This window comes from Proteiniclasticum sp. (assembly GCF_003514505.1).
Classification (GTDB): domain Bacteria; phylum Bacillota; class Clostridia; order Clostridiales; family Clostridiaceae; genus Proteiniclasticum.
Window position 1 is genome coordinate 34419 of the sequence record NZ_DOPX01000003.1, and the last position, 15330, is coordinate 49748.

The following is a 15330-nucleotide window of genomic DNA, read 5'->3' on the forward strand; positions in this document are numbered from 1 at the left end:
TGGTAATGGATACAAGGACCTGATAGAATTATAGGAACGATTCAATTAAATATTCACATGAAGTTGAAGTGATCAGGAGGCGAAAATGCAGAAGGTGAAAATACTCCATTGTGCAGATTTACATTTGGGGTCAGAAATGATGACCCTGCCAAAGAAAAGCAAGGAAAGAAGAGGGGAGCTTCTCCGGACCTTTAGAAAAATCACAGACCTCTGCCGGGAAGAAGCGGTGGAGATTCTTCTCATTGCGGGAGATCTCTTCGAGGGGTCCAATGTGGATTCAGAGACCGTGCAGTCCGTGAAAAGTTATCTTGGGGCTCTTTCATGCCCTGTTTTTATCTCTCCGGGGAATCACGATTATATTTCCTTGGATTCTCCCTATCTTGAAGACGGATGGCCGGAGAATGTAAAAATCTTTAAAGGAGCCATGGAGAGGGTGCTTCTTGAAGACAAGAACGTAGCTGTCTATGGTGCTGGATTCACAGGAACCTATCAAAGAAAATCCATGCTCCAGTTTGGGGAAGTGAACTCTTCGCTTCTCAATATTTTATGCATTCATGGAGATGTGGTATCCCCAGGCCAAAAAAGTGATTATCATGCCATGACACTGGAAGACTTCAGAAAAAGCGGCATGGATTATGTGGCCTTGGGTCACATCCATAAACGGGACGACATCGGAAGGGCTGGCGATACATTCTATGCCTATACTGGATGCCCCGAGGGCAGAGGATTTGATGAGCTGGGCAGTAAAGGCGTATATCTTGGAGAACTTTATAAAGGCCGCCATACGCTCCACTATGTGGAAGTGTGCCAGAGACAGTATATCCGTTTGGCCCTGGATATCACAGGACTGGTACGAGAGCTGGAGGTGGAGCATAAAATCAGGGAAACCCTTCTAACATGCTATGGTAAAGACTTCGACCGCCACATCTACCAGATATCTCTTACTGGAACCCGTAAAGAAGAAGAGGCTCTACCTGTGAAGACCATCGAGAATACCCTCTCCGAATCTATATACCACCTGGAGCTTTCGGATGAAAGAGTGGTGGAAAGAGACTATGAGATCCTTCGTGAGGAAGTGAGCCTCCGTGGACTCTATGTGAGAAATCTCTTAAGTCTTCTGGAGGAGGCAAGAGAAAAAGAAGATGAAGTGCTTCTTGCCACCTACGGGAAAGCACTGGAATACGGCATGACATCCTTTGAGGGGCAGGTGAATATCATTGAAGATTAGAAAGATCCATATCGACTGCTTCGGCAAGTTTGAAAACTACGACCTGGAGCTCTCAGATGGAATGAATGTCATCTTTGGTCAGAATGAGGACGGAAAGAGCACCCTTATGGCCTTCATCCTCATGATGTTCTATGGATACAGCGGAAGATCGAAGGATCTCTCCAAGAACCTGAGAGAGAAATACAGACCCTGGAATGGAAACGAGATGAAGGGGCATGTTCTCTTTGAACATAAAGGAATCCTCTACCGATTGGAAAGAACCTTTGGCAAGAGCAACAGCTCCGACAAGGTGAAGATCTTTGATGAGATCACGGGAGAAACCATCAAATGGGCAAGCACAAAGGACCCAGGACAGGAGTTTTTTGGCCTTGGAGAAGAGGCGTTTTCCAAGAGTGTATTCATCGGGCAGGGCGGTATTCTTGTGGATGCCAGTGGCAAAAAAGATGAAATCACGGAGAAGCTTCTCAATCTCGTCACCACAGGAAGTGAAGATGTGAGCTATAAGAAAGCCTTGGATACCCTGACATCCTCCATGGAAGCGCTCATTTCCAAAAGTGGGAAGCAGGGAGCCTTGGTGAAAGCCAAAGAAGAGATGGCAAGGCTGAAAGAAGAGCGCTATGAGGCAGAGCAGGATGAGATGGATAAAAATGAGGCGCACCTGTCCATAGGCCAGTTGAAGAAGATGCTCATGGAAGAGGAAGCCCAGGAGAGAAGCTTGAAAGAGCAGCTGAAGGTACTTGAGTATGCTTCAGAGATGGAAAAAGTAGAAGAAGCTCTTTACCGGGAAGAGAAACTTCTTTTGGCAGAAAAAGAGGCGGACCGAGTAAAGGAAAAGCTCTCCACAAGAGAAGGAACGCTCAGTAAAGAGCATCTGGAGCATCTTAAAAGGCTTCTGAAAGACCAGGATGATCTCTCGAAAAGCCTGCAAGCGGAAGAAGAGAGGCTGGAGCGGCTGAAACAGGAGCTTATAAGGCTGAAAGATAGTCCGATGCAAGAAGTGAGAAAAGAGGATCTGGAGGCACTGAAGGAGAAAGAAGAACATCTTCTAAAGTGTAAAGAGCTTTTAACCCATCTTCATCTGGAGGAAGTAAAACTGGATGAACTGGAAGAGATCAAAAAGAAAAGAGATGCGCTGAAAGAGAAGCATGTACAACTGAAGCTCACCTATCATCGTGAGAGAAAAGATCTGCACGACAAAGAAACCACCTATAAGCAAGGTGCAGTGGAAAAGGAAAGACTGGAAGAAGAAAAAAAACAGCTGGAACTGGAGCTCAAAGATCTGCAGGTGGAAGCCGCCATCCTGAAAGAGAAGGTAAGAGGGACTGAAGAACGACAAAAGGAAGAGTCCATCAAGGGAGAGCGCAGCATAAGAGAGGCCATGGAGCGTCTTCAGGAAGCAGAGGAACCAAGAAAGGTCACCGAAGAAACTGCAGGCGGAAAAACGCTGCACAAAGGGATGCTTGGACTGGCTCTTTTAGCTGCAGCCGCTTCCGTGCTTTTGGGCATTTTAGTTGAACCGTATTTTTACAGCGGACTGCTCCTTTCCGGGCTTCTCCTTCTTCTTTCCATAAGAAAGAAAAGCCCCGTTGTGCGAGTCCTAGAAACAGTGGATGAAAGCCTTGTTGCGAGATACCGTGATGAACTGAAGATGGTGCAAAAGGAATCAGAAGACAGGAAACATGGAATCCAGGAAGCTCTTTTGGATCAGCGGAAAGAGATGGAAAAGACAGAAGAAGGAGTTCAGAAGATAGAAAGCCTTTTGAGAGAGCTTGTGGATGATCTGAAGGAGAAAGCTGCGCTGGTGACGGACCTTAAGAAAGACTTGGAGGAGAAGACGATTCTTTCTGCCCAGCTGGCAGAAAGACTGGCAGGAGCGGAAGAGGATCTCAAGGAGCAGGAGCTTCTTCTTGATAAAGAAGAGAATGAGAAAGGATTTCCGGACCGCCAGGAGCTCTCAAGTAAAATCACAGATACAGAGACTGAAATGAATAGGCTGAAGAAGGAGACGGAAGACATTCTTGGCAGTTTTCAAGTGGACACCTATGATCAGCTTCTCCAACGGCATCACCTCTATAAAGGGCGTCAGGAGAAGATAAAAGAGAAGGAGGAAAATCTTCAGGGAGAACGCGAAGCGGTGTCAAAGATGAAGATGGCAGGGGAAGAAAACCTGAAGCTCTTACTTAAAGAACTATCTTCCATAAAAGAGGTCGAAAATCTCAGCTCTGCAGAGCATGTGCTTCTTATGATGGAAGAGGCTTTAGAAGAATATGACAGGCTGTATCGCCATGTTTCCTACCTGAAATCTGAAAGAAAACCCTTGGAGCTTTCCATGACAGGAGAAGAGCTGGCAAGTAAAAGAGAGGAGCTGCGAAACACCATAAGGAAGCTCCTTGGCAAAGAGAACTATACAGAAGAGGATCTTCAGAAGGTCCGTCAGGGAAAAGAAGAGCAAGAGGCTCTGGAGAAAAGGATACACAGCCTCCGAGAAGAGATCACCAAAAAAGAAACGGAGCTGAAAGAAAAATACAAGCACAAGAAGAACCTCAGTCAGATTGACGATGAACTGGACTTCTATAAAGAGAAAGTGGAGAAAAGGCAGAGGATCTATGATGCGCTGAAAATCGCAAGAGAACAGCTGGAAGGAGCTTTTTTGGAGCTTCAGAGAAGCTTCGGGCCAAAGGTGAATGAAAAAACAGAAGAGATCTTCAAAAGACTGACAGGCGGTAAGTATCAGAAAGTCCGTGTCACCAAAGACTTCTCCATCTCCGTGGAGGATCCTGAAAGAAAGAGCAGCTATGAGTGGGGCTTCTTAAGTGGAGGAACCATTGATCAGGCCTATCTTTCTTTACGGCTTGCCATCTCGGATCTAGTGATGTCTGGAGAAGAAAACCTGCCCATTTTCCTGGATGACGTATTCACCCAGTATGACGATGAGAGAGCCTACGAAGGACTTCGATTCCTATATGAGTATGCAGTGAAAAGAGAAGACCCTCTTCAGGCGGTGCTGTTCACCTGCCACAGAAGACTCTTTGAGTGGGCAGGGGAACTGGGAAATATCGATGTAATGGAGATTGGAAGAACTCGGAAATAAATAGAGAGAGTCATGAAAAGAGCTGGGTTTCATTCGCTTTTCCTTTTCATGGCTCTTCTTTTATTGAGTAAAATACTTTGAACTACTAACAAATTGGCAAAGTTTTCCATTTTGCATTTCATTTTGGAAATATTTTCCAAAAACTATTGAAACCTGAAAATGAACGTGGTACTCTTTTGGTAACCGGTAATGGATTACAGCCGGTGGCACTTATTGAATTTATTTTTGGAGGTAAAAATTATGTTTGAAAAGCTTCAGCGTCTTGGTAAAGCTTTCATGATTCCCATCGCAGTTCTGCCGATTGCTGGTCTTATGCTTGGTATTGGAAGTGCATTCACCAATGGTCTGATGATTGAAACCTACGGCCTCACATGGCTCCTTGGTGAAGGAACATTCCTTTACTATGTATTAAGCACCATGGCTGCCATCGGTAATGTGGTCTTTGGCAACCTTCCTCTGATTTTTGCTGTGGGCATCGCCTCTGGTCTTGCGCTTCAGGAAAAAGGAGCAGCGGGTCTTTCTGCAGCCATCTCTTTCGTTGTTATGCATTCTGTTATTGGCAAGGTGCTTTCCTTCCTGGGACATACTCCAGAAACCACCTCCATTGATTATTTTGTTTCCCAGGGAATGAATGCGGTGGAAGCTGCAAAGCAGGCCAATGTGTATGGCTATGAACTGGGAATGTTCTCTGTTCGTATTGGTGTACTTGGCGGTATCATCATCGGTATTGTAGTCGCATTCTTAACCAATAAATATTATGACAAGAAAATGCCAGAAGCTCTTTCCTTTTTCTCTGGCGTCCGATTTGTACCCATCATCAGTGTTCTGGCAGCAAGCCTCATTGGTGCAGTGATTCCTTTTGTATGGCCTTATGTTCATCTTGGGATCTCCACCTTCGCAGAGTTCTTTGGAAAGACCGGACCCATCGGTGTGTTCTTCTATGGATTCTTCATGAGACTTTTGAACATCTTTGGTCTACACCACGCCATCTATCCTCTCTTCTGGTTCACCTCTTTAGGTGGAGAAATGGAAGTGGCAGGAAGACTGGTCCAGGGTGGACAGAATATTTTCTTCGCTCAGCTGGCAGACCCCAACACTTTGAGATTCAGTGCAGAAGGCACTAAGTTCTTTACAGGTGGATATCTGCCCATGATGTTTGGACTTCCTGCAGCTGCTTATGCCATGTATAAAGTGGCTGATACCAAGAACAAGAAGCTTGTAGGCGGACTTCTTTTCTCCGCAGCTCTTACTTCTTTCCTTACAGGAATCACAGAACCCATTGAGTTCACCTTCCTGTTTGTAGCTCCTGCTCTTTATGGAATCCATGCCCTCCTGGAAGGTATTGCCTACGCAGTGCTTTATATGCTGGATGTTGCGGTTGGCGTAACATTCTCCAGAGGAATCATTGACTTTACTCTCTTTGGTCTCCTTCAGGGAAATGCGAAAACAAACTTCATCTGGATTCTCATCCTGGGTATTCCCACTGCGCTGATCTACTACTATGTGTTTAAAACCCTCATTCTGAAATTCAACTTCAAAACCCCTGGTCGTGGAGACGAGGAAGTGAAGCTTTATTCCAAGAAAGATGTCCTTGCAAAGGATATGGATATTGAACAGGTCATTGACGCGCTGGGTGGAAGAGAAAACCTGGTGGATGTGGATGCCTGCATCACAAGACTTCGTGTTACTGTAAAAGATGTCTCCAAGGTTGCGGATGACGCCACCTGGAAAGGAGAGCTCAAGGCAAGAGGAGTCTTCAGAAAAGGCAATGGTGTTCAGGTGGTGTATGGAGCACTGGCTGAAGTGCTGAAAAATGACATCAATAAAGTAAGATAAACTTCGGATATATCTCCAGATTGAAGCTGAGACGCTTCTTTCTGGGGATTTCATCCTATGAGGCATGGTATATACCATGGACAAATGGAAACCTCAAAATATATAAAAATGAACAAAAAGGAGGAAGCTTTTCCCTGAGAGGGTTGAAAAGCAGACCGAATGAATAAAATAGAAATTATGGAGGCTCTCAAAGGAAATCTGGTGGTTTCTTGTCAGGCGCTTCCTGGAGAACCTCTTCACAGCTCCTTTATCATGGGGAGACTTGCCTATGCAGCCTATCTTGGCGGTGCCAAGGGCATCCGGGCGAATTCTGTGGAAGACATCAAAGAAATCAAAAGAAATGTGAACCTTCCTCTCATCGGAATCATTAAAAAAGTCTATGGGGACTGTCCAGTATTTATTACCCCCACCATGAAAGAGATTGATGCCCTGGTGGAAGAAGGTGTGGAGATCATTGCGCTGGATGCCACAGACAGACTGCGTCCAGATGGTGAAACCATCCGGGAAGCATTTCCGAAGATCCGGGAGAAATATCCCCATCAGCTCTTCATGGCGGACTGCTCCACCTTCACTGAAGCGGAGACTGCAGAAGCCTTGGGATTTGATTTTCTAGGGACAACGTTAGCCGGCTACACGGACTATACAAAAGAAAGACAGCTTCCCGATGTTTCTCTCATGGAAGAGATTGTGATGAAGCTTCATACGCCACTCATTGCTGAGGGCGGCATTTCCACACCTGAGGAGCTGGAAGCTGTAATGAACAGCGGTGCCTTCTGCGCTGTGGTGGGTTCTGCCATCACCAGGCCTTTGGAAATCACAAAAAGATTCATGGAAGCTGTTAAAAAATAAGACATCTCGTGGTAAAGTAGTAGAGGGGGTGTCCTATGAAAACCTATGATATTTATCAATCCATAGAAACCTTATACAATACCTTTACGAAATCCGAGAAGAAAATCGCAGACTATACGCTGAAACACCGGGAAGAGATCATGTATATGTCCATCACGGAGCTGTCTGATGCCACCAAAGTGGGAGAAGCCAGCATATTCCGGTTCTGTAAAACCGTAGGACTGGAAGGGTATCAGGCCTTTAAAATTGCCCTGGCCAATGCATCCAGTGAGGAAAAGACCAGTCAGAAAATCTACAGCAGCATTCAAAAGGAAGACTCCATGGATGTGCTGACAGACAAGGTCCGGGTGGCGAACATCTCTGCCATTGAAAGCACAGCGCAGCTGGTCAATCCTGACCATATGGAAAAAGCTGTGGACTACCTGGTGGCAGCGGACAAAATCACCTTTTTTGGGGTAGGCTCTTCTTTTACCACAGCCCTGGAAGGGCATATCAAGTTTCTAAGAATCACCAGTAAAACCGGTGCAGCCTTTGATTCCCATCTTCAGGCCATGACAGCTTCTCTTATGAAGCCCAGTGAAGTGGCGGTGATCATTTCGTTCTCCGGCCAGACCAAAGACAGCATCGAAGTGGCGAAAGAAGCAAAGAAAGCCGGGGCCACGGTGATTGTCATGACGAGATACCAAAAATCCCCACTGACAGAGTACGCAGACCTTGTGCTTCTTACCGGTTCAGTGGAAGGACCCCTTCAGGGAGGATCCACTTCTGCCAAGGTGGCGCAGCTTTACCTTCTGGATATCCTTTATACGAAATTTTATTTGAGGACCTATGAAGCAAGTGAAATGAATAAAGAACTGACTCTGCAGTCGGTGCTGCCAAAGCTCTATTAAGCATGATAAATAAGATAAGAGCGTAGATGCCGGAATTACCATCCGGCGTCTGCGCTCTTATTTCTATATATGGGGAAACATATAAAGTGAAAGGAAATTAGTTTCTGGTGGCACCTTCGATTTTGTAGGTGACATCGATGATGAATTCAGGTGTGTCAGTGATGAACTCTCTATACTTACCATCGGTATACTGCGCCATGCCGCCTACATTGTAGACTTTACTCATGTCATAGCCGTTGGCTTCCAGGATCTTCATCATCATGGCCACTCTGCCGCCAGACTGGCACATAAGGAAGAGGGTCTTGTCTTTTGGAAAGAGGGTATTCAGAATGGCCTCTGATGATTCATATACTGCAACTGGTGCATCCTGAGGTCCTCCATAGAGCTGAACCATGGAAGTGTCTGTATGGGCATTTTCATTCCAGATGTAAGCGAAGAAGGGAACGGCTTCAAAGTTCTTGAAGTGTTTTTTAGCATAGTCGTTGTAGTCTCTCAGATCAATATAGACCACATCATTTCTGCCAAGATACTCCACAAGGTTTTCGGAGCTGATGGCGGAATTGTCAATGGAGTAATCTCCTTCGGTTGTTCTTGGGGCAGGCAGCTCTTCCACTTTGGTGTACCCTGCTTCCTCAGGGTTCTTCACCCAGCCTTCAGCAATGAGCTGGTCATCCGTTTTTGCTTCCTCTTTTGGTGCAGCAGTGGCTGCGCATCCTGTAAGCACAACAGAAAGTGAAAGAATAGCAATGAGTTTTTTTAACATGGTGGTTCCTCCTAAATTATCTTATTGGAAAAATTCGTCTGTGGCATGGTAATCCATGAGAGCATTGATGATTCTGATGATGTTGTTTGCGGAAACAGAAGATCCGGAGAAGGTGTCGATGGTGAAGTCTGTTCTTCCTTCACCTGTTGTATAGTCTTCTGCTTTAATGTCCCAGATGGTGCTGATGGCCTTCATATAGGCCTGGTTCTTCCCTTCAAAAAATGGAAGATACTCGGTCTTGAATGTCTCATAGGTGACACCGGCAGGAGTTGGATTTGAATCTCCCCAGAATCCCCCCAGATAATGATTGGTGGAGTCCTTATCAAAGGAGAGGGTCACAACTTCCGCATCCTCAATCTTCTTGCTGCTTGGAAGACTCAGTTCAATATAAGCAGTCTGCCAGAAGTTCACATCAGCAGAACGGCAGGTACAGGACAGATAGGTGACCTGATACTTGATGTAGTCTCTTGCAGTATACTTGAAGTTCACAAAAGCATAAAAAGGTGTTTCATTCTTTGGTCCGTCAATATGTGCATGAGGGATAACCTGCACCACATTACCAATAGAACCAGGCCCTAAGCCTGCGCTGGTATTAAGGAACTCATTGACTTCCTCCAGGTTGATGTCACCAGCGGGTGTAGTTTGTTCTTCGCCTTCCACTGGTGTTTCAGCTGTTTCCTGTGGGGCAGCACATCCGGTGAAGCTGGCAACAAGAAGAGCAGCGAGAAATAATGAAATTTTCTTAGACATTGTTTACCTCCGTTTTTTAATTGATAGGTCGATTATGGCATGCTGTTCATAAAAGGTCAATATATTAACAATCTTTAAAATTATTGTTAAAAAAATAAATAAGTCAACGCGAAAGTAAAATTAATAATTATGATAAGCATTGGTTTTCAATGATTTTAATAAAAATAGCCAGATCGCTTAATGATATATAAAATTGAATATGAGTTAGATATTAAGTATGGATTTATATAATAAAGCATTGTAGAATCATGTCGAATTGTTTTTGTGAATAGAGAAATGAAAACGAATTAAAAAAGAATGGTTTTGAATATCAAAAATGTGATTTCTGACAAGGGTCAGAAATGATGATTTAAAAAAACAGCAGGGTATAAAATTATGATATTCATTTTTCATACAGGCGAAAAGATAGATGAATTTTAGAAAATCAAAGAATGCACACTTTAAATTCGTTGGAATTTTATAGAAGCAGCTTTTATCTGATTGTGGATCTGAGTCTTTTTTAGTTTCGTTTATGAGAATCTGAAGGTGTTGGTCTGAAACAGGGCGGTAATATCAGGTCTTTTTATTTTTTTGTGGAGACAGAAGAAGAGAAGTTGGAATAGATACCCCGTACCCGTATTAAAAAAACAACATATGTCATAAATGGACTCTTTTTTTGAGACGAAAGGTAGAGTATTACAGTTTGTCTTAAGAGAAGAGCGTGTGGAACCAAATAAAAGAAGCAGGAATGCAGTGACATAGGTGAACTTGAGGATTATACTTCTTCCTGGAGACAAGTTAAGGAAAGTCTAAGAATTTCTTTGTTTACAGGGGTTTTGGGTGGTGGTAGAATGAAGCAAGATTTCCGACCGACCGTTCGGTCGGATGAATGAGGAGGACCTGAAGTGATTTCAAAATACAGTGTTAAGAAACCCTATACCGTTGTGGTGGCGGTGATTCTGACCATCCTTCTGGGTGTCATTTCCTTTCTGGGGATGAAGACAGACCTTCTGCCATCTCTGGATCTGCCCTTTGTGGTGGTAATCACACCCTATCCAGGTGCAAGTCCTGAAAAGGTGGAGCAGCTGGTCACAAGACCCCTGGAGGCAGCCCTTGGCACTTCCAGCGGACTAAGCAGCATGAACTCCACGTCCAGTGAGAATTCCAGTTTGATTTTCCTGGAATTTGTGCAAGGCACCAATATGGACAGCGTTATGATTGAACTTTCCGGAAGCCTGGATCAGGTGAAAGCAAGGCTGGAGGAAGGCATTGGCACACCGATACTCATGAGGATCAGTCCGGATATGCTGCCCATTGTTGTGGCCAGTGTAGACGTGGAGGGAATGAGCCTGGATGAGCTTTCAGCCTTTACAGAAGAAGAAATCATGCCCTCTTTTGAGCGGCTTGATGGTGTAGCTGCAGTAACAGGCAGTGGTCTTGTGGCGTCACAGCTGGAAGTGAGTCTTCTTCCTGAGAAGATTGCAGTACTCAATGAACGGGTGGAGAATCACCTTCTGGCGGAACTTGCAAAAAATGAGACGGAACTGAAAAATGCCATGGCCAGCCTTGAAAGCGGCCAGAAAACATTAGCAGCCGAATCTCAGAACCAGAAAGAGCAGGTGGCCAAAGCCAGTGTGGAACTTTCCAGCGCCATGGCGAATCTCAATGCCCTCTTGGCAGAGGAAGCAAAGCTTACCGCAGAGAAAGCCGCTCTGGAAGCCACCAGAGACCAGCTGAGAAGTGTCCTGGATATGAACGCCATCTTCACGTCTCTCTTTCCAGAAGGAACAGACAACCTGACACTGGAAGATCTGCAGCTGATTTTATCCTCCATGGAATCCGGAGCACCTGAAGCCATGGAAGGGATGACAGAAGAGATGATTTCCGGGCTTTCGGATCAGGTGCAGGAGGCGGTGAAAACTCTTGTGGCGGTGGAGCTGGAACTTTCCAGCCTGAATGTCCGTCAGATGACTTTAAGTGCCATGAAGCCGGAGCTTCAGAAAGGTCTCAATCAGTCCAAGGCTGCCGCAGAGCAGCTGGAAGCTGGAAAGATCACCATGGCCATTGAGCTGGCAAAAGCAGAAGTGCAGATGGCCACAGGAAAAACAGAACTGGAGAAAGGCCTTGCCGCATTTGAGGACGCAAAAAAGCAGGCACTGGAAAGTGCGGATCTTACAGGAATCCTCACAGAAGAAATGGTGAAGAACATCCTCATGGCTCAGAACTTCAGTATGCCTGCAGGGTACATTGAAGAGGGAGATGGACAGATCCTTGTGAAAGTAGGGGACGCATTTGAAAAACCTGTGGACATCAGGGACCTTGTGGTCTTCAGTATGGAGCCCATTGGAGACATCAAACTGAATGAAGTGGCTGAGGTGGAGAAAAGAGACAACTCCGATGAGATCTATACAAAAATCAACGGAAACAATGGTGTGCTCTTAACCTTCCAGAAGCAAAGCACATCCTCCACGGCAGAGGTTTCTGATCTCATTCACAGTGAGATTGAAAAGCTGGAAGGGCAGCATGAGAATCTCTCCATCACGCCCATGATGGACCAGGGAGAGTATATTGATATGACCACCAGCAGCGTCATGGAGAATCTTCTTTTTGGTGGGATCCTGGCCATTCTGGTGCTGATTCTATTCCTTCGGGATCTGAAACCAACCTTTGTCATTGCTTTAAGTATTCCCATCAGTCTGACCTTTGCGGTGGTGCTCATGTACTTCAGCAATGTCACGCTCAACGTCATCTCCCTTTCAGGACTTGCTTTGGGTGTAGGAATGCTGGTGGACAACAGTATCGTTGTCATTGAGAATATTTACAGACTGAGAAAAGAAGGAATGCCAGCGAAGGAAGCGGCCATCACTGGAGCCAACGAAGTGGCAGGAGCGATTTTTGCATCCACCCTCACCACGGTCAGCGTATTTCTTCCCATTGTGTTTACCGAAGGAATCTCTCGACAGCTCTTTACGGATATGGGGCTTACCATCGGATACAGCCTCATCGCAAGTCTTATTGTAGCCCTTACACTGGTGCCCTCCATGGGAGCCACCATGCTGAAGACCACCTCGGAAAAAGAACACAAGTGGTTTGATAAAACTGTGCAAAGGTATGAGAAGCTGCTGGGAATCGCCCTGAAGTATAAGATGATTGTGGTGCTTTTTGCTGTGGGACTGCTCGGTCTTAGCATCTACCTGACGACCACCATGGGCACAGCATTCATTCCAGAAGTGGACTCTCCTCAGATGAGCGCTTCCTACGAGGCGCCGGAAGGTCTTGAAACCGATGAGGTGAATGCTCTCAATGACGATATCGTAGAAAGAATCCTTTCCATAGATGCAGTTGAGACTGTGGGTGTCATGAGAGGCGGCAGTGGCTTTATGGGATTCGGCGGCGGCGGAGGTACAAATAATGGAGACGCCAGCACCTTCTACATCTTATTGAAGGATGAACGAAGCCTCAGCAATAAAGAGGTGGAGCAGCTGATTTATGAGAACACAGAGGATCTTGGGGGAGAAATGTCCGTGAGCGCCAGCAACATGGACATCTCAGCCTTCGGTGGCAGCGGTATTCAGGTGAAGGTGGAAGGATTTGATCCGGATGAGATGGCAGTGCTTGCCAAAGATGTGGCGAAAGTCTTATCTGAAACAGAAGGAACAGAAGATGTGACCACGGGCTTGGAAGATGCAGGGGAAGAAATCAGAATCACTGTGGATAAAGTGAAGGCCATTCGAGAAGGTCTTACAGTAGCCCAGGTCTTTGCAGAAGTATCCAAAGCGCTGAGCCAGGAAATGACGGCAACGCAGCTGACAGAAATGGGCGCCAGCTATCCGGTGGTGCTTTTAAAGCCCATACAGGAAGGTCTTAATAGAAACACCGTGGGAGATCTTTCTATGGTGGTGCAGCAAAGAGACGGTTCAGAAAAGACGGTCATACTGAAAGATATTGCCACTGTGGAAGTGACAGAAAGTGTACAGTCCATCAGCCGAGAGAATCAGAGCAGATACATGACCGTATCGGCAAGCATTAAAGACGGCTACAACATCGGTCTTGTGGGCAGAGAAGTGGAAGAGAAGTTTGCATCATTTGAAGTGCCTGAAGGATATAAGATTACCTTTGAAGGAGAAAATGAGACCATCAATGATACTTTAGGAGATCTTGTGATCATGATCACCCTTGCTGTGGTGTTCATCTATCTCATCATGGTGGCTCAGTTCCAGAACCTTCTATCGCCGTTTATCGTGCTGTTCACACTGCCCCTAGCCTTCACAGGAGGTCTTCTTCTTCTCTACATTGCTGGCATGGAGCTGTCCATCATTGCGATGCTCGGGTTCCTTGTTCTGGCAGGTGTGGTGGTAAATAATGGTATTGTGTTTGTGGACTACGTCAATCAGCTTAGAGAGAGAGGGATAGAGAAGCGTGAAGCCATTTTAAGAACTGGCGCCACCAGAATCCGTCCCATCATTATGACAGCACTGACCACAATTCTCGCTCTGACGACCCTGGCTTTAGGCTACGGCAGCGGAGCAGAAATGATGCAGCCCATGGCTGTAGTAACTGTGGGCGGCCTTACCTATGCGACACTTCTGACACTCTTTGTGGTACCGGTACTGTATGACCTCTTTGTCCGTGTGAAAAAGAGGAACTCCTTAGAGAAGATAGATTCAGAGGAGGTGCAATCCTAATGGATGAACAGATACAGTATTCCCCAAAGCAGATTCTCATCTTTGAAGGGGTGATGAATCTGCTGCAGGAAGGAAGACCCATTCATGAACTGAAGGTGGCGGAAATTGCCGAAGCATCGGGCATGGGGAAAAGCACCGCCTATGAGTACTTTTCCAGCAAAGAAGAAATCCTAAGAGAAGCCCTTACCTATCATATGAGTGAAAACTTTAAAAATATGGTCCGGTTTGTCTTTGAGGCTGACACTTTCAAAGGGATTTTGGAGAAGGCTCTCTTATACTTGGAAGACAGCTTGGAAAAAAGATTCACTGGGATCTTTCTTCTTGCAATGTCAGAGCATCAGGTAAAATCAGATAAGGGGCATTATATGGACCCTTTCATGATGGAGAAGATGGATGCAGTGACCATGAGGGAACTGGAAAGAGCGATGCTGATCGGAAAAAATGAGGGCAGCGTTGCAGCAGATCTTACTTTAATGGATTTAAAAATGACTGTTCTCGGATTTTTCAGCGCTTTTGTGCATGAACTGCTGCCTTTGAAATCCATCCATTGTGGGATCAAGGTGGAGCCTGATCTGAGCCTTGAAAACAGCGAGGAGATGATAAAACGTCTCCATGAAAGAACGGTTCGCCTTATGCTTAAGACATTGGGGTAAGGCAAGAAAGGAGCTGAGCAGTATTGCTGAGCTTCTTTTTTTTTTAGATTAATTATCCTCATTGATTTTATTAATCTAAAAATAAGTTGCGGTTTTGTGGACATATTTTTATTTTTGTTTTTCTATCTCGATAAATTATTAGACAAAGTTATGAATGATATGTAAGTTCATCAGTTCACATTGGTTGTGAAATAAAATGTAATCGTTTATACTGATATGGATTGCTATAATTTTATCCATCTTGGACATTCAGATGGGTATTGAATAAACAAATAGTAGGAGGGACTTTGCATGACGAAAGTCTTATTGAATGACTTAACAGTCCGGGATGGAAATCAGAGCCTTCTGGCCACGAGAATGGCCAAAGAAGACATCATCGCTCTGGTGGAAGCCCTGGACAAAGTGGGATACAATGCCATGGAAGTGTGGGGTGGCGCTACCTTTGACGCATCTCTGCGCTTTCTTTCTGAAAACCCCTGGGAGATCTTAAGGGAAATCCGAAAGGCAGCCAAGAACACCAAGCTGTCCATGCTGCTGCGTGGTCAGAACCTCGTAGGCTACCGCCATTATGACAACAACACTTTGGAGCGGTTCATCCGCCTTGCC

General features: G+C 45.5%; 9 protein-coding genes and 1 pseudogene. 8 read left to right on the forward strand and 2 right to left on the reverse strand.

What is annotated here, in order from left to right; all coding sequences use genetic code 11:
- Positions 1-85 precede the first annotated feature (85 nt).
- The 5 genes from DEF30_RS00280 (at position 86) to DEF30_RS00300 (ending at position 7894) form a co-directional block, all read left to right on the forward strand.
- Positions 86-1228 carry a DNA repair exonuclease gene (locus tag DEF30_RS00280; protein WP_294094980.1) on the forward strand — a complete coding sequence of 381 codons (1143 nt, stop codon included), beginning with the start codon at positions 86-88 and terminating at the stop codon, positions 1226-1228.
- On the forward strand, positions 1218-4319 hold the full coding sequence (locus DEF30_RS00285) for an AAA family ATPase (protein WP_294094983.1): 3102 nt from the start codon (positions 1218-1220) through the stop codon (positions 4317-4319). The genes DEF30_RS00280 and DEF30_RS00285 overlap by 11 nt, the downstream gene beginning before the upstream one ends.
- Before the next feature lie 240 nt (positions 4320-4559).
- Positions 4560-6155 carry a PTS transporter subunit EIIC gene (locus DEF30_RS00290; RefSeq protein ID WP_294094986.1) on the forward strand — a complete coding sequence of 532 codons (1596 nt, stop codon included), beginning with the start codon at positions 4560-4562 and terminating at the stop codon, positions 6153-6155.
- Positions 6156-6314: 159 nt separating this feature from the next.
- A complete protein-coding gene (locus DEF30_RS00295; RefSeq protein WP_294094989.1) occupies positions 6315-7004 on the forward strand; it encodes an N-acetylmannosamine-6-phosphate 2-epimerase in 690 nt (229 codons plus the stop codon).
- A gap of 35 nt (positions 7005-7039) precedes the next feature.
- The gene (locus DEF30_RS00300; RefSeq protein ID WP_294094990.1) at positions 7040-7894 is read left to right on the forward strand and encodes a MurR/RpiR family transcriptional regulator; all 855 of its coding nucleotides are present in this window, start codon (positions 7040-7042) and stop codon (positions 7892-7894) included.
- 97 nt (positions 7895-7991) lie between these two features.
- Here DEF30_RS00300 and DEF30_RS00305 read toward each other — a convergent pair whose 3' ends face one another.
- Together DEF30_RS00305 and DEF30_RS00310 are read right to left on the reverse strand one after the other, a co-directional pair.
- Positions 7992-8657 (reverse strand): rhodanese-like domain-containing protein, encoded by a 666-nt coding sequence (locus DEF30_RS00305; RefSeq protein WP_294094992.1) that lies wholly within the window; start codon positions 8655-8657, stop codon positions 7992-7994.
- Positions 8658-8678: 21 nt separating this feature from the next.
- Complete coding sequence (locus DEF30_RS00310) at positions 8679-9407, reverse strand: hypothetical protein (protein ID WP_294094995.1); 729 nt, start codon at positions 9405-9407, stop codon at positions 8679-8681.
- Between the two features lie 884 nt (positions 9408-10291).
- On the opposite strand from DEF30_RS00310, the gene DEF30_RS00315 reads away from it, so the two are divergent.
- The 3 genes and pseudogenes from DEF30_RS00315 to DEF30_RS00325 all read left to right on the forward strand — a co-directional run.
- The gene (locus DEF30_RS00315) at positions 10292-14071 is read left to right on the forward strand and encodes an efflux RND transporter permease subunit (RefSeq protein ID WP_294094997.1); all 3780 of its coding nucleotides are present in this window, start codon (positions 10292-10294) and stop codon (positions 14069-14071) included.
- Positions 14071-14724: a TetR/AcrR family transcriptional regulator gene (locus tag DEF30_RS00320; RefSeq protein ID WP_294095000.1), complete on the forward strand. Its 654-nt coding sequence runs from the start codon at positions 14071-14073 to the stop codon at positions 14722-14724. Before DEF30_RS00315 ends, DEF30_RS00320 begins: the two co-directional genes overlap by 1 nt.
- Before the next feature lie 291 nt (positions 14725-15015).
- Positions 15016-15330 (forward strand): annotated as a pseudogene (locus DEF30_RS00325) (oxaloacetate decarboxylase subunit alpha); the annotation flags it as partial.

Excerpts from the sequence above, each read along its gene's own strand:
- DEF30_RS00280 (WP_294094980.1), top strand. The coding sequence starts at position 86 with ATGCAGAAGGTGAAAATACTCCATTGTGCAGATTTACATTTGGGGTCA.
- DEF30_RS00290 (WP_294094986.1), top strand. The coding sequence starts at position 4,560 with ATGTTTGAAAAGCTTCAGCGTCTTGGTAAAGCTTTCATGATTCCCATC.
- DEF30_RS00295 (WP_294094989.1), top strand. The coding sequence starts at position 6,315 with ATGAATAAAATAGAAATTATGGAGGCTCTCAAAGGAAATCTGGTGGTT.
- DEF30_RS00300 (WP_294094990.1), top strand. The coding sequence starts at position 7,040 with ATGAAAACCTATGATATTTATCAATCCATAGAAACCTTATACAATACC.
- DEF30_RS00305 (WP_294094992.1), bottom strand. The coding sequence starts at position 8,657 with ATGTTAAAAAAACTCATTGCTATTCTTTCACTTTCTGTTGTGCTTACA.
- DEF30_RS00310 (WP_294094995.1), bottom strand. The coding sequence starts at position 9,407 with ATGTCTAAGAAAATTTCATTATTTCTCGCTGCTCTTCTTGTTGCCAGC.
- DEF30_RS00320 (WP_294095000.1), top strand. The coding sequence starts at position 14,071 with ATGGATGAACAGATACAGTATTCCCCAAAGCAGATTCTCATCTTTGAA.